The sequence below is a fragment of the Enterocloster sp. OA13 genome (genome assembly GCF_022440595.1).
Lineage (GTDB): Bacteria > Bacillota > Clostridia > Lachnospirales > Lachnospiraceae > Enterocloster > Enterocloster hominis.
In genome coordinates, this window is the sequence record NZ_JAKNTF010000001.1 from 6,656,065 (window position 1) to 6,680,627 (window position 24,563).

Below are 24,563 nucleotides of genomic sequence, written 5' to 3' on the forward strand. Positions count from 1 at the left end.
TCATGCAATGGAGGATGGCCATTGTGTCATCAGCGGACACATAAAAACTGCAGCCAGCATTGCACTGGCTGCAGTCTTGTCCTTATTTAGATGAAACATCCTTCCATCATCTTATATGACTAGAATTCCGGTTCAATAAGACCATAGGTTCCGTTCTTACGTTTGTAAACAACATTGACCTGGTCCGTATCCGCGTTTAAGAATACGTAGAAGCTGTGGCCCAGCATCTCCATCTGCAGGCATGCCTCCTCAGGAATGGTTGGCTTAATGGCAAACTTCTTGGTCTTGACAATCTGGATCTCATCGTCCTGCACTTCATCCTCTTCCTCTATGAATGCCTGAGAGAAAGAGATTGCCGCCTGTTTCTTGTCAATCAGTTTCTTTCTATATCTCCGGATCTGGCGTTCAATAACCTCCTCCACCAGATCGATGGATACGTACATGTCTGTACTGGATTCTTCTGCACGGATGGTATTGCCCTTGACCGGGATTGTTACTTCAATCTTCTGCCTGTCTTTCTGCGCGCTCAGCGCTACGATTACTTCGGTGTCCGGAGTGAAGAAATGTTCCAGCTTGCCTATCTTCTTTTCAACGGCAGCCTTCAAACCTGGAGTTACCTCAATATTTCGTCCTGTTATGGTATAACGCATAATCATCAACTCCTTTTCTTGAGATAGTGACATTATAACATATTTAGTATAAAATTACAATCAGAACCGATGAATTGCCTAACAATTTATCTTAATTTTTTATAAAAATAATCTTTGTATCAGGGGAATGACCATTGAATCATCAATAGGAACCACCCTGAAATGTCAAGAGAAAAACTTGTATTTTCTTCCGAAATATGAAAGTTTATCAGAAGTGTACAAAAATAAAATTTCTGTTAAGCCTGGGTAAAGTTTGGAGGCCAAAACTTATAAACTTGTGGATAATGTGGATAAGTCAGTGTATAACTATTTTTTGCCTTAAAATGGACAAACTGGGATGTGGATAACTTTGGGGGTAATGTGCATAAACTTCTGGGGATAATGTGGACAGGTAAAAAATCGAACACATTTTTTGTGCAATGTGCTTGGTTGACCATAAGAGGGCCGGAAAAATGGGGCTAATAATGAAAGATGGTTGTTTAAATGATAAAAAAGCAGTAGAATAATGTTGATAGCAATTGCCTGGCATTGAGACGGAGGAGAAAGACAGATGAATTATGAAAGCAGGGTTATGGTACAGAGACGGGGAAAGGCAAGGGATTTAACGGTATGCGGGCTGTTTTCAGCATTGATAGCAGTTGGCGCATTTATAAAAATTGTGATACCGGTGGGCGCGGACAGCATGAATTTCACCCTTCAGTGGTTTTTTGTGCTGCTGGCAGGACTGCTTCTGGGGTCAAAGAGGGCGTTCTTAAGTGTGTCCACCTATCTGTTGATCGGGCTTATGGGAATCCCTGTTTTTGCACGGGGAGGCGGACCGGCGTATCTGCTCCGCCCCACCTTCGGCTTTTTACTGGGGTTTGCGCTGGCAGCCTATGCCATGGGCAAGATCTGTGAATGGCTGCACTCATCCAAACCAGGTACCTGGATATTTGCGGCATCGGTTGGGTATGTGATTTATTATGGAATGGGGATTCTTTATTTTTATTTTATAACCCACTGGATTGTGGTAACGCCCAACACGGTTGGGTGGGGAGCCATATTTGCGGTTTACTGTCTGCCCACCATGTTTCCGGACGTTGTGCTGTGTGTGCTTGCCATCATGGTGGCGGGGAGGCTGCGGCCGGTCGTGGCGCAGATACTGGGGTAATGGAAGAACGGGTTCCGGGAATCATGACAATGACCGGACCCGTTCTTATTTATATGCAGGAGCGGCTGGAATCAGACCTTCTGTATGGCGTTTCAGGCTGTATATAACCCGGAAAACCCTGTAAAACCGTTGATTTTATGTCCAAAATGTTAATTTTTCATTAACCCGTTGAATAAATCCTCTTCAAGTGCTACAATAAGTAAGATTGTATCATAGGCGTAGTATTTGCAGGATTTTATGCGGAAAATCCACAATCGGAAAGCATTGTGGAAAGGTCCGGCAGGTCCACGACAGGAGAGTATCGTGGAATGTAAAGGAATAGACTGGAATCAGCGGGCAGATAATATAAGTACTGCAAGGCAGTGCCGGGTCCTGAAGGAACTGCCCTGACAGGTGATGCAGATACAGACGCTGGTTGAAAATGATTTTCTATTATATAAGGAAGAAGTTAGGAGAGTATACCATGAACGTAATTGAAAAGGTGTTCGGGACTCACAGTGAAAGAGAACTGAAGATGATAAGGCCGATAGTGGCAAAGATTGAAAGCATGCGCACGGATATGATGGCCAAGTCAGATGAGGAACTGCGCGACCAGACCAGGATCCTTAAGGAGAGACTGGCTGGAGGCGAGACACTGGATGACATTTTGCCGGAGGCATTTGCCACTGTCCGTGAGGCGGCAAAAAGAACCCTGAATATGGAGCATTTCCCTGTACAGCTCATCGGCGGCATCGTGCTTCACCAGGGCCGTATTGCTGAGATGCGTACGGGTGAAGGTAAGACGCTGGTATCCACCTGTCCTGCTTACCTGAACGCACTGAGCGGCAAGGGTGTGCAGATTGTAACGGTCAACGACTATCTGGCAAAGCGTGATGCTGAGTGGATGGGCCAGGTGCACCGTTTCCTGGGCCTGAGCGTGGGTGTGGTGCTGAATGACATGACCAGTGAACAGCGTAAGGAAGCATATGCATGTGATATCACATATGTTACCAACAATGAACTGGGATTTGACTATCTGCGTGACAACATGGCTATCTATAAGGAACAGCTGGTTCTGCGCGACCTGGATTACGCCATCATCGATGAGGTTGACTCCGTGCTGATTGATGAGGCCAGGACGCCTCTTATTATTTCAGGCCAGAGCGGCAAGTCCACCAAGCTGTATGAGGTATGCGATGTGCTGGCGCGCCAGTTGGAGCGCGGGACCGTGTCCAAGGAATTTTCCAAGATTGACGCCATCATGGGTGAGGAGATTGAGGAGACCGGGGATTTTGTTGTAGATGAAAAGGATAAGGTCGTGAACCTGACCGAGCAGGGCGTTAAGAAGGTGGAGGAGTTCTTCCGCATTGAGAACCTGGCTGACCCTGAGAACCTGGAAATCCAGCATAATATCATCCTGGCCCTGCGCGCCAACAACCTGATGTTCCGTGATAAGGATTATGTTGTAAAGGATGACGAAGTTCTTATTGTTGATGAATTTACAGGACGTATCATGCCGGGACGCCGCTATTCAGACGGACTCCATCAGGCAATCGAGGCCAAGGAGCATGTGAACGTGCGCCGTGAGAGCCGTACCCTGGCTACCGTTACATTCCAGAACTTCTTTAACAAGTATACCAAGAAGTCAGGTATGACAGGTACAGCCCTTACAGAGGAGAAGGAGTTCCGTAACATTTACGGAATGGACGTCATCGCCATACCGACCAACAGGCCGATGGTCCGTAAGGATCTGGATGATGCCGTATATAAGACCAAGAAGGAAAAGTACAAGGCAGTTGTGGATGAGGTCGCAAGGGCCCATGAAAAGGGGCAGCCTGTCCTGGTGGGTACCATTGCCATTGAGACTTCCGAACTGCTCAGCAAGATGCTGAATAAGCGCGGAATCCCCCACAAGGTGCTGAATGCCAAGTTCCATGAGCTGGAGGCTGAGATTGTAGCAGATGCAGGTATCCATGGTTCCGTAACCATTGCCACCAACATGGCAGGCCGTGGTACGGATATTAAGCTGGATGAGGAATCCAAGGAACTGGGCGGACTGAAGATCATCGGTACGGAGCGTCATGAGTCACGCCGTATTGACAACCAGCTGCGCGGACGTTCCGGACGTCAGGGAGACCCGGGTGAGTCCAGGTTCTACCTGTCCCTTGAGGATGACCTTTTAAGGCTCTTTGGTTCTGACCGTCTCATGGCCATGTTTGAGGCAATGGGTGTGCCGGAGGGTGAGCAGATAGAGCACAAGATGCTTTCCAATGCAATTGAGAAGGCGCAGATGAAGATAGAGAGCAACAACTTCGGTATCCGTGAGCAGCTCCTTAAATTCGACGAAGTGAACAACGAACAGCGTGAGGTCATCTACGCGGAGCGCCGTAAGGTCCTGGACGGCGACAACATGCGCGACCTTATCCTTAAGATGATTACGGATATTGTTGAGAACGCAGTGGATATGTCTGTCTCCGATGACCAGACCCCGGATAAATGGGACCTTAAGGAACTGAACAACCTTCTTCTTCCTGTTATTCCCTTAAAGCCGGTCATCCTGAGCGAAGACCAGAAGAAGTCCATGAAGAAGAACGAGTTAAAGCACAACCTGAAGGAAGAGGCAATCAAGCTTTACGAGACAAAGGAAGCTGAATTCCCTGAGCCTGAGCAGATCCGTGAGATTGAGCGCGTTGTACTTCTTAAGGTCATTGACAACAAGTGGATGGCCCATCTGGATGATATGGATGCACTGCGTGAGGGTATCGGCCTTCAGGCATACGGCCAGAGGGATCCGGTCGTGGAATATAAGATGCAGGGCTATGAGATGTACGAGGCCATGATGGCTGCCGTGCAGGAGGAGACCGTGCGTATCCTGTTCCACATCAGGGTTGAGCAGAAGGTGGAGCGTGAGCCGGCTGCCAAGGTAACAGGCACCAACAAGGATACCTCCCTTGCCAGCGCGCCGAAGAAGCGGGCGGAGCAGAAGGTTTATCCGAACGATCCATGCCCATGTGGTTCCGGTAAGAAGTATAAGCAGTGCCACGGAAGGATTAAATAATTAATTGCAATATAAGGCCGGCAAGCACAAGACCGGGAGAAAATATAAAATGAAAGCGGGTGAAGCTGTGGTAGAGTTAGATAATTTTAAATATACGTTATCAACGTATGACAAACCATTAGTGGAAGTGAGGGATTCACTTTGACCTGGATAACAAGGTCAGACGAATCGATGAATTAGATAAATCCATGGAAGAGCCGGGATTCTGGGATAACCCTGAGAAGTCCACAAGGATGGTCAGGGAAGCCAAGAACCTGAAGGATGAAGTGGAGACGTTCCGGGAACTGGAACAGGAATATGAGGATATCCAGGTCATGATCCAGATGGGATATGAGGAAAATGACGCCTCCCTGATTCCGGAGATTGAAGAGATGCTGGGCCATTTTTCCGATACCCTTGAGAAGATGCGCATGAAGCTACTTCTGTCCGGTGAATATGACAGCAACAATGCCATACTGCGCCTGAACGCGGGGGCAGGCGGCACGGAGTCCTGTGACTGGTGCAGCATGCTTTACCGCATGTACTGCCGCTGGGCAGAGAAAAAGGGATTCAAGACAGAGGTACTGGATTTCCTGGACGGGGATGAAGCCGGTATCAAGTCTGTTACAGTGCAGATTAACGGGGAAAATGCCTACGGTTACCTGCGCTCTGAACACGGTGTGCACCGTCTGGTCCGCATATCGCCCTTTAACGCTGCGGGAAAGCGCCAGACCTCCTTTGTGTCCTGCGATATCATGCCGGACATCCAGGAAGACATTGACATAGAGATTAACCCGGATGACATCCGTATTGACACCTACCGTTCCAGCGGTGCAGGCGGACAGCATATCAACAAAACCTCCTCCGCCATCCGTATCACCCATTTCCCCAGCGGAACCGTGGTTACCTGCCAGAATGAGCGGTCCCAGTTCCAGAACAAGGATAAGGCCATGCAGATGCTTAAGTCCAAGCTGTTCCTGCTTAAGCAGGAGGAGCAGGCTGCCAAGGCTGCCGGTATCCGGGGAGATGTAAAGGACAATGGATGGGGAAGCCAGATCCGTTCCTATGTGCTCCAGCCGTATACCATGGTCAAAGACCACCGGACCGGCGAGGAGAGCGGCAATGTGGATGCGGTGTTGGACGGAAATATTGATTCATTCATCAGTGCATATCTGCGGTGGATGAGTTTGGGATGCCCGGATAAGAATGCGGCGACAGAGGATTAATGGATTAGGAATAAACATGAACAGGCCTGGAATATGGAAGGATCCGGGCCTGTTTTTTTGTGCTTATCCCATCAGAATGCCTAAGAATGCGGCCAGAAGTATGGTGTGGGGAATGGAGAACTTTCGTTTGAACAGGCAGTATCCCGTGATAAGGGAGATGATGACCAGATTCCAGCATATGGAAGAATGCTCCCAGAACACGGACTGTCCCATGGTTATGGCAGTAGCCATGAGCATGCCCAGGCATATGGGGCGGATTCCCTTTAACAGTGTATTAAGGGTCATATTATTCTGGAATTTGTGGATAAAGTGGGCTGCCATGAGACATAAGGTCAGGGAGGGCATCATGGTACCCAGGGTGGCACAAAGCGCGCCCGGTATCCCTCCGCTTCGCAGCCCCACAAAGGTGGCACAGTTGATTCCAAGGGAACCGGGAGTCATCTCTGCAATTGCAACGATGTCCAGCACTTCCTCTGTGGTCATCCACCCGAATTTAAGCACTTCTTCATTGATGATGGGAATCATGGTCATGCCGCCAAAACTCAGGAAGCCGATTTTCATGAAGGATAAGAACAGATTAAGATAGAGAATTGTCACCGCCCCCTTTCCGCTGAATCACAAAGCCGATAAAGGCTCCAAGAACAATGACAATGGTTTTGGGAACCTGGGTAAAGGCGCATAGAAGAAGGGCTGCGGCTGCCAGGAGCCACTGAAGCTTAAGGGTTACGGCCCGGGATTTCAGTTTCCAGGCAGCCAGAAGGATGATGGGGATTACGGCGCTTCGGATTCCATTTAATATCCGTACCACAAACGGGTTGTTTTTGATGGAATCGTAAAACAGGGCTACAAGGGCTATGACCAGAATAGCAGGCGAGACAAGGCCGAAGGCCGCAGCCACCGCCCCGGGGAAGCCTCCCATGGCATAGCCTGAAAGAATGGAGAAGTTGACCACCATGATTCCGGGAAAGGTACGGGCCAGGGACATATAATCCATAATCTGCTCTTCGCCCATCCATTTGCGTTTTTCCACAAACTCTTCCTGGACCTGGGTGATGATGCTCCAGCCCCCGCCAAAGGTGAGGGCCCCTATTTTAAACATGATAAGGTAGATGGTCCATAGTTTTTTACAATCCTGTTTCATGGATAACAACTCCTTTCATTAAAGGAAGTTTCCTGGTATCCTAGTCATCCAAAAGGCTGCTCCAGTCCGGGGGACCCAGAAGATAAAGTTCGTGAAGCGCCCTGGTGGCAGCCACATACAGAAGATTGGCGTGCCGGGGGTCAGATGGGTAGTGTTCTTTGTCCGGTTCCCAGAGAATCACCACATCAAATTCCAGGCCTTTGGAAAGCATGACCGGCAGTACAAGGACACCGTTGGAAAAACCTTCCTCCTCATCTGCAGGAAGGATGCCTTGTTTTTGAAGCGCTGACTTCACCTGGACTGTTTGTTTCTGGCTGAGGCAGATGACAGCAATGGTATGGTAACCTTGTTCAAGGGCCTTGCGGATCAGGGCTGCACATTGTACGGGCAGCTGTTCTTTCCGGTCCGTTATCCAGACAGCTTCCATGCCGTGGCGGATGACCGGCTGGATGGCATAATCTTTTGCGGCTGTTTTCTTCAGAATCCGGGAAGCCAGCCTGGAAATCTCAATGGTATTCCGGTAACTCTTTAAGAGCAGATGAAACGAATCTTTTTCGCCGTTCAGGAAGATTTCCTTCATGGTATCCCAGCTGTTTAAACCGGTGTCATAATTAATGTTCTGGGAAATGTCGCCTGTCAGGACGAAGCGGCAGTTATCCAGGGACTTTGCCAGCACATAATACAGGGATTCCCCAAAATCCTGGGCTTCATCTATCAGTATCAGCCGGTACTGGTCAAAGTCCTTTTTTGCTGCAAGGCGCCGGTAGAGGTAAACCAGGGCCGCCAGGTCATAGATATCGAAGCAGTTCTGGGCGATGGAGTCCAGGGTTTCTGAAAACATTTCCCCATCCTTCCTGTATTGGATTAAAAAGTCCGTGTATAGGTCTGTGATGGAAGGGCACTGATCCAGGGGACTCCAGAAATTCCGGTATTGGCCTTTCTTTTTCTTCAGTAATTCCCTGTCATCCATGAGTATGGATTCCAGCTGGGAGAGGATCCGGCTGTTGATAAGGGCAGCAATCTGGGCCACTGATTTGGTGGGGTTCAGTTCAATGGTACCTGCCTGGTTGGTATCGGAAAGCAGAATCCCCAGCTGGCAGTCGGAGATGATGGCAGGAGACAGCAGACGGGCCCGGATGGAATCGATATATGTGGAAAGGGCCTGGATGAACGGAATCCTGCTTTTTTTGATGCAGTCTTTTCCCGGCGGCACAAGACGGTATTTCTTTTTCCAGTTCCGGTCCAGAAGGCTGGTCAGGAGATCCTCCATGGTCCAGGCCTGGATATGGTCCACATCCAGTTCCGGAAGTCCGCTGGCTATGTAAGACAGCAGCATTTTGCTTCCTCCTATGATGCAGCACTCTTCAGGATGGATATATCTATTGTAATTATACAGCACATAGGACAGATGATGCAAGATGACCGTTGTTTTACCGCTGCCCGCAACCCCCTGAATCAGCATGTTCTTAAAAGGAGGCTGTCGGATGATAAGATTCTGTTCCCTCTGTATGGTTGCAATGATATCGTCCAGGGCAGCTTCCTTGTTACGGGAAAGGTAGGATACCAGAAGCTGGTCATTGGATGCAATATCGTTGTCATAGTAACCAAGAAGCTGCCCGCCGGATACGTTGTAAGTACGCTTTAGGTAAAGATTGATGGGAACCTGGTCTGCCCCCGGTACATTGTAGGAACCTTCCCCTGGCTCATTTTCATAGTATACGGAAGCAGCAGGAGCGCGCCAGTCAACAATCAGTATGTTCTGCTGCCTGGCGATTCCGTTCTTGCCTATGTATAGGGTTTCGTAGGACTGTTCATGCAGGTCATCGTAATCGATTCTGCCAAAGTAGGGTTTGTCCATGGCTGCCTCGTGCTTTTTTAGGGAGCGGTTTAACTGTTCCAGCTGGTTTTGGCTGACCATGAGAAGATTGCGGGATTCTTTTGTATCCTTGTCCGGCAGACGCCCCAGCTGGTTTATCCGTTCCTTTAACTGGCTGATTTGTAAGGCAAGGGAAGTCCTGTTTTCATGGATAAGCTGAAGGGTGGACTGAAAATGCCTTTCCTCGTCGATATTCTTATAATTCATAGATGACCTCTGTGCTGATTTTTATTTTTCTGCCGTGATGCAGCCGGGACAGCCATTGCCTTCAGGACAGCCCTTATCTTCGGTACCGCCCATCAGTGAGGCGCAGCGCCGTGTATTGAAGATACCGCAGGTGCATGGTTTCCCAATGATGACCGAGCCTTCCTCCGGCGTGATGGTTCCCTTTTTTACTTTTTCAGCCACGGATTGTACCAGTGGGGCGCCAATCAGGGAGTGACCGCACATGGTGATGATTTTAAGGGTATCCTCATCCGGGAGCAATTCTTTTTTTCCGTAGATGCCCAGGGACAGGGTGGCGGTGTGTGGGGTAAGCCCGATTTCATCACAGATATTGCTGACTTCCTCAATCAGGCCGCTGACCACGATGGAGATACCAAGATCCGCATCTTTTAGTTTGGTAAGGACTCCTTTTACTGATTCCCGGTCCGAGAATGAGATGATGATTCCATAGGCATGGTCCAGGGTCTTCTTATATTCCTCCGGCTTCAGGCCATTGATAAAGCTTTTGCCGGCATGACTGGAACCGTAATTAACATAATTTTCAGAGAGATAGATATCCAGTATTTTCCTGAGCTTATCTCCGGGATTGTCCCGGTTGACGCCCCGGGCGCAGCGTGCATACATGCAGAAATCATTTTTAAGATCTTCTTTGGTGCCGTATCTGTGTAAGGAATGACTCATGATTAAAACCTCCTGTTTTTTTCATATATTAACGATAGGATGCGTGAATGGATTATTTATGGGATCAGGGGACGGCCCAGGCCGATGTTAATCTTGGCATTGGGACGGACAGGGATGTTCATGGCTGCCAGTTTATCTACGACAGGAAGGGAGCCGTTTTCGCCAAACCTTGTTACCAGACCTACGGATACCACCGTGTCAACATCCTCAAGAAGTTTTAATATGGTGGTGATGATGTATTCCAGGTCCTTTTCCTCAATACGCAGTTCCAGGATGGCGGAAAGGACCTTTTCATTTACATATTCTTTCTTAAAACGGCCGGAACCGTCTTCCTCCAGAAGCCCGTACAGGGGATTGTCCTCCAGGATGGGGATGTCCAGCCTGCGCATGGCAGTGGTTACTTTCTCTACTTCCGTGAACCTGGTTCCTGTACAGGGACGGCCGAATTCCAGCAGAAGTCCGTATTCCCCATAGCCGAATTTTCCTGTAACATCATTGGTCTTGGCCTCCTCGGTGCCACGCCCCCAGGCCTTTAAAGCAGGATGCTGGACGCCGGGGTCGCTGAACTGCATGCGCACGGCCCTGGGATATTCAAAGTTTTCATCGGGCATATAAATGGCGTCTGCAGCACAGACGCCGGCTCTGAGACAGACACCGCAGTCAACGCATTCTTCTTCATTGATGCTGACTTTCTTCCCATCTCTGGTGATACACCCCAGCATACAGTAATCTGTACACCGTCCACATCCAATACATTTTTCCTTGTTAATCCTCACTGTCAAATTCCTCCTTATTCCTTTAGAATCGGGTTTCCTCGGTAATTTCATATTACTGTTTGATTTACGAAAAGTCAATACATTTTTCAATAAAGTAAAATAATATTTACTAAATATAAAAAAATACTTTACAAATGGCAATTGACTGTGCATAATAGATATATAGACAAAAGAAGATGGGAAAACAATAGCAAAAATGTACAAAAATATGGAAATCCATTTGAAACCCGGCAGGGGGGCTCTTTAAACGGGCGGGGAGGGGGATTGATAAGGGGATGTACGGACCGCGGCCGGACAGGATCTTTAAAGCCCCTTCAGCCCAGACCGGGAATCATGATGCAGGTTTAAAACAAAAGGAGGAAAAAGGAATGAAGAAGACAATTGCAGCACTGCTAACCTTATCCATGCTGGCAGCAGCCCTTACAGGATGTTCTAAGAAGGCAGAGGAGGCCGGAGCCAAAGGACCATGGAAACCAGAAGAGAATATAGAGTTCATATGCCAGTCCTCAGCCGGAGGAGGAAGTGACCTGATGGCACGTTCCATTGCACAGTATATGAAGTCAGAGGGTATTATTGACCAGCCTATTGTTGTGGATAATATTACTGGCTCAGGCGGTGTCAAGGCATTTACCTATACCCTGGAGAAGAAGGGCGGCGCCTATAACTGGCAGACTGTTAACAGTAATTTCTTCACAGCGCCCATTGCCGGCAATATCGAACAGGATTATCATGATTATACGCTTCTGGCTGTAATCGGGGTAGACCCAAATGTACTTTGTGTACCTTATGACAGCCCATTTGAGACCTTTGAGGACATTGTGGAAGCTGCAAAGGCAGAACCTGGGAAATACAGCATATCCATTGGCGGAGCAGGTTCATCAGGAGCCTGTGTCACCATCATGATGCAGCAGGAGGTTGGGATTGAACTGAACCAGATTCCCTTTGAGGGAGGAGCGGACGGCCTGACCGCTGTCATGGGCGGACAGGTGGATATGGGCTGGCAGGGAATAGCAGAGCTGGTAGGACCATGGCAGAATAAGCTCCTGAGACCCATTGCCATAGCGGAAGAAAGCCGTGTGGATGCACTGCCTGATATCCCCACCCTTAAAGAGCTGGGATACGATGTGGTGTTCTCCGTACCAAGGGCAATTGTAGGACCGCCGGACATGCCCCAGGAAGCGTATGAGTTTTATTGTGATGCATTTGACAAGCTGAATGCATCGGAGAAATGGCAGAAGGAATACATAGAAGCCAACTACATCATCCCAAGAACAGCAGTGGGCAAGGACTGTGAGATTATCTTCAAGGATTTCCACAATGATACATATGCTCTGTATGATGCGATGGGTCTGGCTGTGGGCGAGGCAGTCCAATAGCTTTGTAGCAGGAGGTGTGATTCGTATGGATTTGGTGTTGGGGATAGTAAGTATCATATTGAGTGTCATTGTATTTGTTGTTTCCTATAATTATGACAATTATATGTATGATGTGGTAGGCGGAGGCGGTTTCCCGAAGATGCTGGCTGTCATCATCATCCTCTGTTCCATTGCTGTCATAGGACAATATCTGATGAGGAAAAAACAGGGACAGCCGGAAGAAAAAAAAGAGAAGCAGAAAGGAAATGACAAGGCAGCAATCCTGCTGGTGGCCGGTGTCCTGGTATATATCCTGGCGCTGGAGACAGTGGGATATCTGGTATGCACCATCCTGCTGGTGGCTTTCCTGCTGTGGATACAGAAGGTAAGGAATCCCAAGGTGCTTCTGGCCGGTACCTGTACCATCTGCGGCTTTTTGTATATCATATTCGTGGTGGTGCTGAATGTAAAGCTGCCCACCGGTTTCTTAATATAGGGAGGTAGAGAAGGTGTTACAGAGTTTATGGATTGGAATACAGACCGCGTTTGGACCGGCCGCCCTGCTTTGTACGGCTCTTGGGGTGGCGGTTGGCATTCTGGGCGGCGCAATGCCGGGAATCAATGCGTCTATTACAACGGCGCTGCTGCTCCCTTTCACCTATTCAATGGAACCCACGGAAGCACTTATGCTCCTGGTAGGCGTGTATATCGGCGTTAACTACGGCGGTTCCATTCCTGCTATTTTAATCGGAACCCCGGGAACCCCGTCAGCCGGGGCCACACTTTTAGACGGTCATCCCATGAGGATGCAGGGAAAAGCCAGTCTGGCCCTCAATGTATCCCTGACCGCCAGCACCGTTGGCAATCTGGTCAGCGGCGTGATACTCGTAGCGGTTGCCCTTCCCATTGCAAAAGCCGCGCTCCGTTTTGGACCGGCGGAGTACTTCAGCCTTGGCGTATTAGGACTTACCCTGATTGCGGGGCTTACTGAGAAAAATGTCATCAAGGGAATCTTTGCTGCTTCCCTGGGACTTTTCCTGTCAACCGTGGGAGCGGACGAGTTTTTGGGCAGGCCCAGGTTTGCCTTTGGAAGCATTGACCTGGCCCAAGGAATTGACCTGGTGCCTGCCATGATGGGACTTTTTGCCATGGGCATGATGATTAAGGATTTCTGGAAACCTCAGGACCTGGACAGTAATAAGGAAGAGATAAAACTGTCCGTGCTGCCGCTTAACGTGTTTAAGAAAATATTCCCTATCAGCCTGTTTTCAGGAACACTGGGAACCTTCATCGGTGCCCTTCCGGGAGCAGGGGCATCGGTTGCAAGTTTTATCTGCTACAACCAGGTTAAGTCCATGTCTAAGGAGCCTGAGAAATTCGGCACAGGCTGTGTGGAGGGAGTCGCGGCTGCGGAGGCATCCAACAACGGTGTTACCGGCGGCGCCCTGATACCCATGCTGGGTCTTGGAATCCCAGGTTCCGGGACAACCGCAATCATCCTCAGCGCCATGATCATCCATGGGATTGTTCCGGGGCCGAATCTTTTCATCAGCAAACCGGAGATTCCATATGGGTTATTTGTGGCGGTATTCACAGGAACCATATTCATGTATCTGCTGGGACTTCTTTATACAAGGATGTTCCTGAAGGTGATCATGCTGCCCCAGGAAATCCTGAACACGGCAATTGTGGCAATCGTCCTTACAGGGGCTTATGCGGTACAGAGGGATACCTTTGACCTTTGGGTTGTATTTACCCTTGGGATTGCAAGCTTTTTCCTTCGGAGGGTAAAGGTTCCCATTACCCCTCTGGTCCTGGGGCTTGTGCTGGGGGCTACGGTGGAGCGTTCCATGAGAAGGGCGCTTACGCTTTCGGGCGGCAGCTGGAGTACGTTCTTTACCAGACCCTTAAGTGCGGTGCTGCTTATGGGAGCTGTTTTCATGCTTGGATGGACCATTTACCGGTCCCATAAATTTGCAAAGAAATAGACAGACGTCAGGAGGATTTTTAAAATGGAAAAGTTGTTTACACCCATTAAGCTGGGGGCTGTGGAGATTAAGAACCGGGTCATCCTTCCGTCCATGTGTGTGCATTTTTGTGACAAGGACGGACATATGAATGATTGCTTCCGTGAGTATGTGAGGAAGCGGGCAGCCGGCGGCGCAGGCCTTTTGATCATACCGGGAAGTCCGCACGGAAAGACAAGCGCCGGACGTCCGGCACTGTCAGATGATTCATACATACCGGACTGGAAGGAACTGGCGGACATGGTGCATTCCTATGGAACGAAGTTATTCTGTCAGCTCCACCCGGCCAAGCATCAGGCTGGCAGGGGACATGCGGTGGAAAGACCCTCGGATTTTACAAAGGAAGAACTGGATGGACTGATTGCCAGTTATGCGGCCTGCGCCCTCCGGTGTAAAAAAGCCGGGGTGGATGGTGTGGATATCCATGGGGCCCATGCCCATGAAATAGCTCTGTTCATGTCAGAGTTTTATAATGACAGGACAGATGAGTATGGCGGAAGCATTGAGGGAAGGGCGCTGTTCCCTGCCCAGATCATAAAAGCCATCAAGGCTGCCTGCGGTTCCGGTTTTCCCGTGGTGTTCCGAATCAGCGGCACCGAGATGGTGGAGGGCGGGCGTACTGTCCAGGAAACCGGGGAGATAGCCAGGATTCTGGAGACAGCTGGGGCGGACGCAATCCACGTGTCTATCGGTATGCCGGAATCAGGCGGATATATATCGGCAACCATGGATGTGGAGGACTGTTTTAATGTGGAAAATGCAGCTGTCATCAAGAAGTATGTGAACATACCGGTGATTGCCGTAAACCGTATTGTGGATATCAAGGATGCGGTGGAAGTGGTGGAACAGGGAAAGGCAGACATGGTTTCCATGGCCAGGGCACAGCTGGCTGATCCGGAACTGGTGAATAAGTATCTGGGGATTAATGATGAACCGGTATACAGGTGCATTGGATGTAATCAGGGATGCAAGGATAAAAAGGCGCGTAAGAAGATTACCTGTATGCAGAACCCGCTTCTGGGACGGGAGGAACTGATTCATTTCGTCCCGGCCACAAAAGAAGAACAGCAGGAAAAGATATTGATTGCAGGAGCTGGTCCGGCAGGGCTGGAGCTGGCCTGTAACCTGGCAAGAAGGGGGCTTGTACCTGAGATTTATGAAAAAGACCAGATACCGGGCGGACTTGTGAACCTGTCAGCCCTTGCACCCTGCAAGAAGAATATGTTAAGCCTGATTAAAAGCCGTGTGCAATATCTGGCGCAGCATGGGATTGATATACATTGCGGCGTGGAAGTGACAGAGGAACTTATAAAAGAGAAAAATCCTGATGTGCTGGTGGTGGCTACAGGAAGCCGTCCCGCTGTACCTGAGATTCCCGGAATCCATGCAGACGCTGTGATGACAGGAGATGAAGCGCTGAAAGCGAAGGAAATCACAGGAAAACATGTGGTTGTACTGGGAGCAGGGCTGATTGGCTGTGAGGTGGCGGACTATCTGGCAGAAGCAGGAAACCGTATTACTATTGTGGATGTGGCTTTGGAGGCTGCTTCTTCCCTTAATGCCTTTAGAAGGAATTTCATGCTGAAACGTATGGGGCAGTATTCCATTGAATGGATGATGGAAACGCAGATTACAGACATTTCCCTTCCAAGGATAGGGGTTTCACAACAAGGAGAGGACAAGACAATTGAGGATGTGGATTTCCTGGTGGTTGCGGCTGGCAGGAAACCAGTGAGGGAACTGGAGGACATAGGGAAAGCACAAGGATGCAAGGTCCTGGTGCTTGGGGACGCATGCAGCGTGGGAACTGCGTTGGATGCAATCTATCATTCGGTAGAGCCGGCCCTTCACATCTTTGATTGACAGGTGTATGCTATGGCAACTATTGTAGAAAAGATTTTCAGCAGCCATGCCGGAGGAGAAGTAAAAGCCGGGGAACTGGTCATGGTTAAGGTGGACGCAAGTCTTGTCCAGGATATGAACGGACCTTCCACTATTAAGTATTTTGAGTCATTTGCAGAGACGGTCATATCCCCTGAAAAACATCTGTTTTCACTGGATCATTTCTCGCCAAGCTCATCCATACAGGCGGCCAACAATCATCGAAAAATGCGGCATTTTGTAAAAAGGCACGGGATTGGGCATATGGTGGAAGAAGGAAGCGGCATCGGTCATCAGCGCATGGTGGAGACAGGATTAGTGAAACCCGGTGGTATCATCGTGGGCACGGATTCCCATTGCTGTCATTATGGGGTGCTCAATGCCTTCAGTACCGGTATCGGGGCGTCGGAGGAGGCTGTTGTCCTGGCCAGTGACAAGTGCTGGTTCAAGGTGCCGGAAACCATAAGGGTGGAATTTACCGGTGCCCTGAACCCCATGGTCACTTCCAAGGACCTGATTCTTGTACTGATTCAGGAACTTACACAAGCAGGGGCAATCTACCAGTGCCTGGAGTTTGGCGGGGACACCCTTAAGGAACTGTCCGTGGATGACAGGGCGGTTATCTGCAATATGGCAGTGGAGGCAGGGGCAAAAGGCGCCATCATGCCGTATGATGAGGTGCTGGAACAGTGGCTGGCGGATAGGGGAATGGAATGCAACGGGGGGGTTGCCCCGGATGCGGATGCCTGTTATGCAAGGCAAATGGTCATCGACGTATCTGCCATCGCGCCCATGGTGGCCATCCCGCCTGATATCGACCAGGTGGTTCCCGTGGATTCCATTGGAAAGCAAAAGGTGCATGAGGTAGTGATTGGAGGCTGTACAAATGGAAGATACACGGATTTTGCCCAGGCAGCAGATATCTTAAGGGGCAGGAAGATAGCCCCGGGTGTCCGCCTTGTGATAGCCCCCGCCTCCAGGGAGATTGCAGGTAAAATGCTGGAGACAGGCGTGTACCGGGATCTGTTGATGGCAGGCGCCACCATATTGCCGCCCTGCTGCGGCCCGTGTACGGGAATCACGGGAGGCCTTATCGGCGATAATGAGGTGGTTTTTGCCACGGCGAACCGGAATATGCCGGGCAGGATGGGAAGCCAGAAGGGGAAAGTGTTCATCGGTTCCCCGGTGGTGGCTGCCTATTCCGCTTTGGCAGGGATAATTACAGTTAAGGAGCAGGTATGATGTTTAAAGGCAGAGCGCGTATTTTAGGCGATAACATAAGCGGGGATTACATAATCAGCAAGGAGTATATCCGGGCCGGTTATCCCCTGGATGAGATGGTGAAATTCCTGTTCCAGGTACCCCGTCCTGATCTGGGGCCAACCCTTAAGCCTGGTGATATCATCGTGGGAGGCCGGAACTTTGGCTGCGGTTCTTCGCGGGAATTCGTGATGCTGCTGCTTAAAGAGGCAAAGATTGACTGTGTGATTGCGAAGTCCTTTGCAAGGGGATTTTTCAGGGCCTGTATCAATCAGGGAATCATGCCCGTGGAATGTGAGATGGAAGCTGTGGAATATGATGAGATATGTGTGGATACCCAAGCGGGAACCGTGAAGGTAAACGGGCAGCGGGAATATGGATTCCAGAAGCTGCCGGTCCTGATGGACAGGATTGTCCTTGAAGGGGGCCTGATACCCTATTATGTGAAGCACCAGGGATTGTAGTACCGGCGCCGCCCGGCGCTATCAATATATCAGTAAAAAATAAACTATCAAATTCTGCCGGATGGATGGGAGCCCTGAAAAGCAGGTTTGATAGTTTTTTATTGTTTGTTCAGTTTGGAGGAGCCGTCCGTCCCTTCGGTGTCAGAGCCGTCTACATGTACATCATTAAAAAGAATCAACTCGTCGGGGTTCAGTTCCAGAAAATCGCAGAGCCGGATGAACGTGGTGGCTAAGGGTGTCTTGCCGCTGAGATACTGATGGATCTTTGGTTTGGAAACACCGGAGAGCTGGGATAACTCGGTAAGGGTCTTGATGTCCTTGTCAATCATCCTTTTACGTATGGTCTTTGAATCTACCGTGATTCTGGTCACTATATCACCTGCCTTATGTAAAGTGTATGGAATGGAACCATCCACACCTCATCCTATTATAAGTGGTTTTCAGATTGATGTCAAGCAAGTGGCTGGAGCGTTTCCAACTGCATTCCTCAAACGTTCCTCCTTATTTCCTGCCGCCGCCGGAAGTATGGCATAAAAAGTGGTTGCATTTTCAATAAAATTGTGCTAATATCTTCCTCATGAGCACAGATGTATTCCTAATACGGACATGAATGCGGACCTATGAAAGGATTAAAGAATGGAAGACAAAAGCAAATACTTTGTGGTAAAGCAGAAGGCGGTGCCGGAGGTCCTCCTAAAGGTGGTGGAGGCCAAGAAGCTTCTGGAGACAGAGCGGGCCATTACGGTGCAGGAGGCAACGGATAAGGTGGGAATCAGCCGCAGTTCCTTTTATAAATATAAGGATGACATTTTCCCGTTTTATGACAATACCAAAGGCAAGACCATTACCCTGGTGGTACAGATGGATGATGAACAGGGGCTTCTCAGTGATCTGCTTCACGTGGTGGCGGTGTACAGGGCGAATATCCTTACCATCCATCAGAGTATTCCGGTTAACGGCGTGGCTACCCTCACCCTGAGCGTGGAAGTCAGGGATGACACAGGCAATGTGTCCAGCATGATTGATGAGCTGGAGGAGCTGGAGGGAATCCATTACGTTAAGATCCTTGCCAGGGAATAGGCGGCTTTGACAGACAGATATGGTGCCGGTGGCACAGCATTGAAAATAAAACACAGGGAGCGGAAGGATTATGATTAAGACGGCAATAATGGGATACGGGACAATCGGTTCCGGCGTGGCAGAGGTTTTGGAACAGAATAAGGACGTGATAGCGAAGCAGGCGGGCCAGGAAGTGGAGTTGAAATACGTGCTGGACCTGAGGGAATTTCCGGACAGCCCGGTGGCGGATAAGATTGTCCATGATTTCAAGGTGATTGAGCAGGACGAAGAGGTGCAGATCGTGGTGGAGGCCATGGGCGGACTGAACCCGGCCTATCCATTTGTCAAGGCCTGCCTTCTGGCCGGAAAGCATGTGGCCACGTCCAACAAGGCCCTGGTGGCTGCCTATGGAACCGAGCTTTTAGCCATTGCCAGGGAAAAGGGCGTGAATTTCCTGTTTGAAGCCAGCGTGGGCGGCGGCATCCCGATTATCAGGCCTATGTACCGGTGCCTGATGGGGGAGAGGATTGAAGAGATTACGGGAATCCTCAACGGCACCACCAACTTTATCCTGACCAAAATGGATAAAGAGGGAGAGTCGTTTGAGAATGCGCTGAAGGAAGCACAGAACCTGGGATATGCGGAGCGCAACCCGGAGGCCGACGTGGAAGGCCATGACACCTGCCGCAAGATAGCTATCCTTACTGCCATGGCAACAGGCAGGGAAGTGGATTACGAGGATATCTACACAGAGGGGATTACCAGGATTACGGATATTGACTTTAAGTATGCGGAGAAGATGGGTACCTCGGTCAAGCTTTTTGGCACCAGCCGCATCAAGGACGGCAAGGTGAACGCATTTGTGGCTCCTGTGATGATCCAGAAGAATAATCCCCTGTATTCTGTCAATGATGTGTTTAACGGAATCATGGTTAAGGGGAACATGCTGGGGGTTTCCATGTTTTACGGAAGCGGAGCAGGAAAGCTTCCCACTGCCAGCGCGGTGGTGGCGGACATCATTGAGGCGGCCCAGAACCTGGACCACAATCTGAACATTGGATGGTCCGGTGAAAAGCAGGCCATCGAATCCATGGATCAGGCAAGGTTCCGCTATTTTGTCCGTGTGGCCGGTTCCTACCGCAACAAGGAGCAGGATGTGAAGAGGGCCTTTGGTAAGGTGGAGGTCGTGGAGCTTTACGGTATGGATGAGTTCGCGGTGCTTACATCCGAGATGTCAGAGGGAGAATTCAAGGCAGCGGCAACCGCATATGACAGCGCGGAGCAGGCCAGGTCTGATTATGGAATCAAGCAGATGATCCGGGCAATGCTGTAGAAGGTACGGGATTATATGACAGGAATCATTGAATGGATGACAAGGCAGGGATTTCCCTGCCTGTTTCATCTTTTAACAGGACTGTACTGCCCTGGCTGCGGCGGTACAAGGGCGGTGCGTGCCATGATGGCAGGGAACCTGGGGCTGAGTTTCCAGTACCATCCCCTGGTCCTCTATACGGCGGCGGTGCTGACCCTGGAACTGGTCAGCCTTGCCATCTCAAAGGCAGCAAAAAACCCCAGATTGTATCTGGGGCATGAGACGCTGTTCGTGTATATAGCGGCAGGTATTGTCGTGGTTAACTGGATATGCAAGAATGTGCTGCTGGTATTCTTCGGCGTGGACCTGCTGCCGCCATGGGGATAAGGTCCCAATCAGAGGTGGATCCAGGAGGAACCGCCGGACAGGTGCATCTGCTGCTGGATGCGGTTGATGTACTCATTAAACTTAGGTCCCATCTCCGGGTCGCTGAGGATTTCATAGTAGCAGCCCAGCAGATAGAAAAAGAAGAAGGTCAGCGCAATGGCAAGGCCGCTGAGCACAATGCCTGTGATTGCACGGGCATTAAAGCTTTTCTTGCCGCTGACATCCGCATTCCTTGACATGATGGCAAGGACAATGCCGATGATGCCGCAGATCATCCCGGTAGGCGTGTTGCTGCCGCTGACAAGGGATACCGGAAAATAAAAGAAGCTGCATATCATGCCGGTAATCCCTGCTATCATGGAGCAGGTTGCCAGGCGCTCTGAGGAAGTGGATTCCTTTGGGTTCCTTGGCTGTTTGCCGGTGTTAGGGTTTTGGCTATTATAAGTTTCATTCATAATTCTGAACAGATACCTTTCTGTAAGTCCTTACGGTAGTTTTTCTGTAGTTATCCTGCTTATTTTATCACGAATTACACGCCGTGTCCAGATGAAGACAATTCCATTGTAACAGAACTTGCATAAGAAGAAGGGATGAACTATAATATATAAGTTAGTTAGATTACAGATAGGTGAGGATTACCCATGGACATTATTAAAAAACTGGCGGAAGAACTGAAGATTGGCCGCCACCAGGCAGAGGCAGCCGTAAAGCTGATTGATGAAGGCAACACCATTCCCTTTATTGCCAGATACCGCAAGGAAGCCACAGGCTCCCTGGACGACGAGGTACTGCGCAATCTGGACGAACGTTTAAAATATCTGCGCAACCTGGAAGACCGCAAGAACCAGGTCATCGCATCCATTGCAGAACAGGAGAAGCTGACCCCTGAGCTGGAACGCAGTATCAGGGAGGCACAGACCCTGGTGGCTGTGGAGGATTTATACAGGCCCTATAAGCCAAAGCGCAGGACCCGGGCCATGATTGCAAAGGAAAAGGGCCTGGAGCCCCTGGCGGATTTAATCAGCATGCAGATGGTGAAGGAGCCGTTGATCCAGGCTGCTGCCGCCTACATTTCCCAGGAAAAGGGCGTGGAAACCGCGGAGGAAGCCATCCAGGGGGCCAAGGATATCCTGGCGGAGCGCATCTCGGATAATGCGGAGTACCGCACCTATATCAGGAATGCAACCATGAACAAGGGTGTGGTCCAGTCCTCGGCCAAGGATGAGAAGGTCCAGTCCGTGTATGAGATGTACTATAATTACGAGGAGCCGGTTAAAAAGTGTGCCGGACACAGGGTCCTGGCCCTGAACCGCGGGGAGAACGAGAAGATACTCACGGTTAAGGTCCTGGCCCCGGAAGACCAGATCCTCATGTACCTTGAGAAGCAGACCATTGTAAGGGACAACCCCCATACCACGCCTGTTTTAAAGGAGGTTGCGGCCGACAGCTATCAAAGGCTCATAGGCCCATCCATCGAACGTGAAATCCGCAGCGAGCTGACGGAACGGGCAGAGGAAGGCGCCATCAAGGTATTTGGAAAGAACCTGGAACAGCTTCTGATGCAGCCTCCCATTGTGGGGCGGGTTGTCCTTGGATGGGACCCGGCCTTCCGTACGGGCTGTAAGCTGGCTGTTGTGGACAGCACGGGAAAAGTGCTGGATACAGTGGTGATTTATCCCACGGCGCCCCAGAACAAGGTGGCGGAATCTAAGAAGATAGTAAAGGATTTTATTAAAAAATATGACATTTCCCTGATTTCCGTTGGAAATGGAACGGCGTCCAGGGAATCCGAGCAGATTATCGTGGAGCTTTTAAAAGAAATCAAGGAGCCGGTGCAGTATGTGATTGTCAATGAGGCGGGCGCATCCGTATATTCCGCCAGCAAGCTTGCCACGGAGGAATTCCCTAATTTTGACGTGGGACAGCGCAGCGCCGTATCCATTGCAAGGCGCCTTCAGGACCCGCTGTCAGAACTGGTGAAGATTGACCCCAAGTCCATTGGCGTGGGACAGTACCAGCATGACATGAACCAGAAGCATCTGGGCGAAACACTGGAAGGAGTGGTGGAGGACTGCGTGAACAAGGTGGGCGTGGACCTTAATACGGCATCCGCTTCCCTGCTTGAGTACGTGTCCGGCATCAATAAGGCCCTGGCTAAGAACATTGTGGCCTACAGGGAGGAGAACGGGGCGTTTAAGAACAGGAAACAGCTGTTAAAGGTTGCCAAGCTTGGTCCCAAGGCGTTCGAACAGTGCGCAGGCTTTATGCGGATTACAGGCGGGGAGAATCCCCTGGACGGCACCAGCGTGCATCCTGAGAGCTATGAGGCGGCCAGGAAGCTTCTGAACCGTCTGGGATATGACCTGTCTGAGCTGAACCAGGGAGGCATCAAAGGAATCGGCAAGAAGATTGTGGATTACAGGAAAATGGCGTCCGAGCTGGAGGTGGGCGAGATTACCCTGCGCGACATTGCAGGGGAACTGGAAAAGCCTGCCAGGGACCCAAGGGATGAGATGCCAAAGCCAATCCTCAGAAGCGATATCCTGGAGATGAAGGACCTGAAGCCGGGCATGGTCCTTAAGGGGACGGTGCGCAATGTAATTGATTTTGGCGCCTTTGTGGACATCGGAGTGCACCAGGACGGCCTGGTACATATCTCACAGCTGACCGACAGGTATATCAAGCATCCGCTGGAGGCGGTGAGCGTGGGGGATGTTGTGGACGTCAAGATCATCAGCGTGGATCTGGCAAAGAAAAGGATTGCCCTTACCATGAAAGGAATTTAGTCATGACAGTGTTTGAAACATGGAAACCAGAGGAAACATATGAGCTGGGCAGGAAGATGGGGGAGGAAGCCGCGCCGGGGCAGATTGTCTGCCTGAACGGCGACCTGGGCGTGGGCAAGACCGTGTTCACCCAGGGATTTGCAGCCGGCCTTGGGATTGAGGGTCCGGTGAACAGCCCTACCTTCACCATTGTCCAGCAGTATGAGGAGGGGAGGCTGCCCCTGTATCATTTTGATGTATACCGCATTGGGGATGTCAGTGAGATGGACGAAATCGGTTATGAGGACTGCTTTTTCGGGGACGGCGTGTGCCTGATTGAGTGGTCCGGGCTGATTGAAGAGATACTTCCAGAACATGTGGTGAAGGTGGTCATTGAAAAGAACCTGGAGCAAGGGTTTGATTACAGGCGGATTACAGTGGAGGAAACGTGATGAGGGTATTAGGAATTGAAAGTTCATCCCTGGTTGCCAGCGTGGCCTTGGTGACGGATGATATAATGACGGCCGAATACACGGTGGATTTTAAGAAGACCCATTCCCAGACGCTCTTACCCATGCTGGATGAGATCGTAAAGCTGCTGGAACTGGACCTTGATACCATTGACGCCATTGCCGTGGCAGGAGGCCCCGGTTCCTTCACCGGCCTGCGCATCGGCGCAGCCACTGCCAAGGGACTGGGCCTGGCCCTTAAAAAGCCTTTGGTACATGTTCCTACCGTGGATGCCATGGCATATAATATGTGGGGGACGTCAGGCCTTGTGTGCCCGATCATGGATGCCAAGAGAAGCCAGGTATATACCGGGCTTTATCATGTGGAGGACGGCCTTAAGGTGCTGATGGAACAGTGTCCCATGGATATGAGGGAGCTGGCCCGTCTTCTGAATGAAAGAGGGGAGCGGGTCATATTCCTGGGGGACGGCGTGCCCGTGTACAGAAGCATCATTGAAGAGGAAATGCAGGTAAGCTATGGATTTGCACCGGCCCAGATGAACCGGCAGAGGGCGTCCTGTGTGGCGGTCCTGGGAATGACGGCGCTTTTGGATGCAGGAAGCGGGAGTGGAGCCGGTGTCGGGACCGGAGCCGGGGCAGTAATTGGAGCCGGGACTGGAGCCGGAGCCATAACCGGAGCCGGGGACTACCATGGAGCCCGCCTTGTGAGCGCGGCTGACTTTGCCCCGGATTATCTGAGGAAGCCCCAGGCAGAACGCCAGCGTGAGGCGGAACTTTCCGCCAAGGGGGCTGCTGCGAAGCTGCCGGGCGATTATTGATGTAAAATATGCAGTGAGGATTGG

23 protein-coding genes are annotated in these 24,563 nt (G+C 50.5%); 15 read left to right on the forward strand and 8 right to left on the reverse strand.

Annotation, left to right across the window (positions count from 1 at the left end; all coding sequences use genetic code 11):
• Window positions 1-119 precede the first annotated feature (119 nt).
• Window positions 120-650: a ribosome hibernation-promoting factor, HPF/YfiA family gene (hpf, locus tag MCJ35_RS29930; protein ID WP_025483857.1), complete on the reverse strand. Its 531-nt coding sequence runs from the start codon at window positions 648-650 to the stop codon at window positions 120-122.
• A 550-nt stretch (window positions 651-1,200) separates the two neighbouring features.
• Here hpf and MCJ35_RS29935 point away from each other — a divergent pair.
• The 3 genes from MCJ35_RS29935 (at window position 1,201) to prfB (ending at window position 6,042) form a co-directional block, all read left to right on the forward strand.
• Window positions 1,201-1,800 carry a biotin transporter BioY gene (locus MCJ35_RS29935; protein ID WP_085952124.1) on the forward strand — a complete coding sequence of 200 codons (600 nt, stop codon included), beginning with the start codon at window positions 1,201-1,203 and terminating at the stop codon, window positions 1,798-1,800.
• A 463-nt stretch (window positions 1,801-2,263) separates the two neighbouring features.
• Complete coding sequence (gene secA, locus MCJ35_RS29940) at window positions 2,264-4,837, forward strand: preprotein translocase subunit SecA (RefSeq protein WP_008726484.1); 2,574 nt, start codon at window positions 2,264-2,266, stop codon at window positions 4,835-4,837.
• A gap of 67 nt (window positions 4,838-4,904) precedes the next feature.
• Window positions 4,905-6,042 (forward strand): peptide chain release factor 2 gene (gene prfB, locus MCJ35_RS29945; protein WP_120058048.1). Its coding sequence is split into 2 segments (ribosomal slippage): window positions 4,905-4,979 and window positions 4,981-6,042, totalling 1,137 coding nucleotides; the frame shifts between segments, so codons are not numbered across the junction.
• 63 nt (window positions 6,043-6,105) lie between these two features.
• Here prfB and MCJ35_RS29950 read toward each other — a convergent pair.
• Genes MCJ35_RS29950 through MCJ35_RS29970 form a run of 5 tightly spaced genes read right to left on the reverse strand, consistent with a single transcriptional unit; the run spans window position 6,106 to window position 10,741 of the window.
• Window positions 6,106-6,639, reverse strand: coding sequence for a chromate transporter (locus MCJ35_RS29950; RefSeq protein ID WP_081739095.1), 534 nt, complete (start codon window positions 6,637-6,639; stop codon window positions 6,106-6,108).
• The gene (locus MCJ35_RS29955) at window positions 6,620-7,183 is read right to left on the reverse strand and encodes a chromate transporter (RefSeq protein WP_025483855.1); all 564 of its coding nucleotides are present in this window, start codon (window positions 7,181-7,183) and stop codon (window positions 6,620-6,622) included. Before MCJ35_RS29955 ends, MCJ35_RS29950 begins: the two co-directional genes overlap by 20 nt.
• Before the next feature lie 40 nt (window positions 7,184-7,223).
• Window positions 7,224-9,266, reverse strand: a complete 2,043-nt coding sequence (locus MCJ35_RS29960) for a HelD family protein (RefSeq protein WP_025483852.1) — start codon at window positions 9,264-9,266, stop codon at window positions 7,224-7,226.
• A gap of 21 nt (window positions 9,267-9,287) precedes the next feature.
• Entirely contained in the window at window positions 9,288-9,965 is a 678-nt protein-coding gene (locus MCJ35_RS29965; RefSeq protein ID WP_025483851.1) for a hypothetical protein, read from the reverse strand.
• Window positions 9,966-10,021: 56 nt separating this feature from the next.
• Complete coding sequence (locus MCJ35_RS29970; RefSeq protein ID WP_025483850.1) at window positions 10,022-10,741, reverse strand: ferredoxin family protein; 720 nt, start codon at window positions 10,739-10,741, stop codon at window positions 10,022-10,024.
• Between the two features lie 368 nt (window positions 10,742-11,109).
• On the opposite strand from MCJ35_RS29970, the gene MCJ35_RS29975 reads away from it, so the two are divergent.
• From MCJ35_RS29975 to MCJ35_RS30000, 6 genes are read left to right on the forward strand one after another with little or no spacing between them, the layout of a single operon-like run.
• Window positions 11,110-12,117 (forward strand): tripartite tricarboxylate transporter substrate binding protein, encoded by a 1,008-nt coding sequence (locus tag MCJ35_RS29975; protein ID WP_008726493.1) that lies wholly within the window; start codon window positions 11,110-11,112, stop codon window positions 12,115-12,117.
• A gap of 25 nt (window positions 12,118-12,142) precedes the next feature.
• Window positions 12,143-12,592, forward strand: coding sequence for a tripartite tricarboxylate transporter TctB family protein (locus MCJ35_RS29980; protein ID WP_025483847.1), 450 nt, complete (start codon window positions 12,143-12,145; stop codon window positions 12,590-12,592).
• A gap of 13 nt (window positions 12,593-12,605) precedes the next feature.
• Entirely contained in the window at window positions 12,606-14,084 is a 1,479-nt protein-coding gene (locus MCJ35_RS29985) for a tripartite tricarboxylate transporter permease (protein WP_008726496.1), read from the forward strand.
• 24 nt (window positions 14,085-14,108) lie between these two features.
• Window positions 14,109-15,986, forward strand: a complete 1,878-nt coding sequence (locus MCJ35_RS29990) for an NAD(P)/FAD-dependent oxidoreductase (protein ID WP_025483845.1) — start codon at window positions 14,109-14,111, stop codon at window positions 15,984-15,986.
• 12 nt (window positions 15,987-15,998) lie between these two features.
• Window positions 15,999-17,246, forward strand: a complete 1,248-nt coding sequence (locus MCJ35_RS29995) for a 3-isopropylmalate dehydratase large subunit (protein WP_025483844.1) — start codon at window positions 15,999-16,001, stop codon at window positions 17,244-17,246.
• Window positions 17,246-17,728: a LeuD/DmdB family oxidoreductase small subunit gene (locus tag MCJ35_RS30000; protein ID WP_051400592.1), complete on the forward strand. Its 483-nt coding sequence runs from the start codon at window positions 17,246-17,248 to the stop codon at window positions 17,726-17,728. The genes MCJ35_RS29995 and MCJ35_RS30000 overlap by 1 nt, the downstream gene beginning before the upstream one ends.
• A gap of 98 nt (window positions 17,729-17,826) precedes the next feature.
• Here the strand turns inward: MCJ35_RS30000 and MCJ35_RS30005 are convergent, their stop codons facing one another.
• Window positions 17,827-18,099, reverse strand: a complete 273-nt coding sequence (locus MCJ35_RS30005) for a helix-turn-helix domain-containing protein (RefSeq protein WP_085952126.1) — start codon at window positions 18,097-18,099, stop codon at window positions 17,827-17,829.
• A gap of 265 nt (window positions 18,100-18,364) precedes the next feature.
• Between MCJ35_RS30005 and MCJ35_RS30010 the strand changes: the two genes are divergently transcribed.
• The 3 genes from MCJ35_RS30010 (at window position 18,365) to MCJ35_RS30020 (ending at window position 20,486) form a co-directional block, all read left to right on the forward strand.
• Window positions 18,365-18,808, forward strand: coding sequence for an ACT domain-containing protein (locus MCJ35_RS30010; RefSeq protein ID WP_008726505.1), 444 nt, complete (start codon window positions 18,365-18,367; stop codon window positions 18,806-18,808).
• Between the two features lie 70 nt (window positions 18,809-18,878).
• Window positions 18,879-20,120, forward strand: a complete 1,242-nt coding sequence (locus tag MCJ35_RS30015; RefSeq protein ID WP_025483840.1) for a homoserine dehydrogenase — start codon at window positions 18,879-18,881, stop codon at window positions 20,118-20,120.
• Between the two features lie 15 nt (window positions 20,121-20,135).
• Window positions 20,136-20,486, forward strand: coding sequence for a DUF2752 domain-containing protein (locus MCJ35_RS30020; protein ID WP_025483839.1), 351 nt, complete (start codon window positions 20,136-20,138; stop codon window positions 20,484-20,486).
• An 8-nt stretch (window positions 20,487-20,494) separates the two neighbouring features.
• Here MCJ35_RS30020 and MCJ35_RS30025 read toward each other — a convergent pair whose 3' ends face one another.
• Window positions 20,495-20,941 carry a DUF4190 domain-containing protein gene (locus MCJ35_RS30025; RefSeq protein WP_227796527.1) on the reverse strand — a complete coding sequence of 149 codons (447 nt, stop codon included), beginning with the start codon at window positions 20,939-20,941 and terminating at the stop codon, window positions 20,495-20,497.
• A gap of 186 nt (window positions 20,942-21,127) precedes the next feature.
• Here MCJ35_RS30025 and MCJ35_RS30030 point away from each other — a divergent pair, with 186 nt between their 5' ends.
• From MCJ35_RS30030 to tsaB, 3 genes are read left to right on the forward strand one after another with little or no spacing between them, the layout of a single operon-like run.
• Window positions 21,128-23,272, forward strand: coding sequence for a Tex family protein (locus tag MCJ35_RS30030; RefSeq protein WP_025483837.1), 2,145 nt, complete (start codon window positions 21,128-21,130; stop codon window positions 23,270-23,272).
• Window positions 23,273-23,274: 2 nt separating this feature from the next.
• Window positions 23,275-23,703 carry a tRNA (adenosine(37)-N6)-threonylcarbamoyltransferase complex ATPase subunit type 1 TsaE gene (gene tsaE, locus MCJ35_RS30035; RefSeq protein ID WP_025483835.1) on the forward strand — a complete coding sequence of 143 codons (429 nt, stop codon included), beginning with the start codon at window positions 23,275-23,277 and terminating at the stop codon, window positions 23,701-23,703.
• The gene (tsaB, locus tag MCJ35_RS30040; protein ID WP_025483834.1) at window positions 23,703-24,539 is read left to right on the forward strand and encodes a tRNA (adenosine(37)-N6)-threonylcarbamoyltransferase complex dimerization subunit type 1 TsaB; all 837 of its coding nucleotides are present in this window, start codon (window positions 23,703-23,705) and stop codon (window positions 24,537-24,539) included. Before tsaE ends, tsaB begins: the two co-directional genes overlap by 1 nt.
• Window positions 24,540-24,563: the final 24 nt, after the last annotated feature.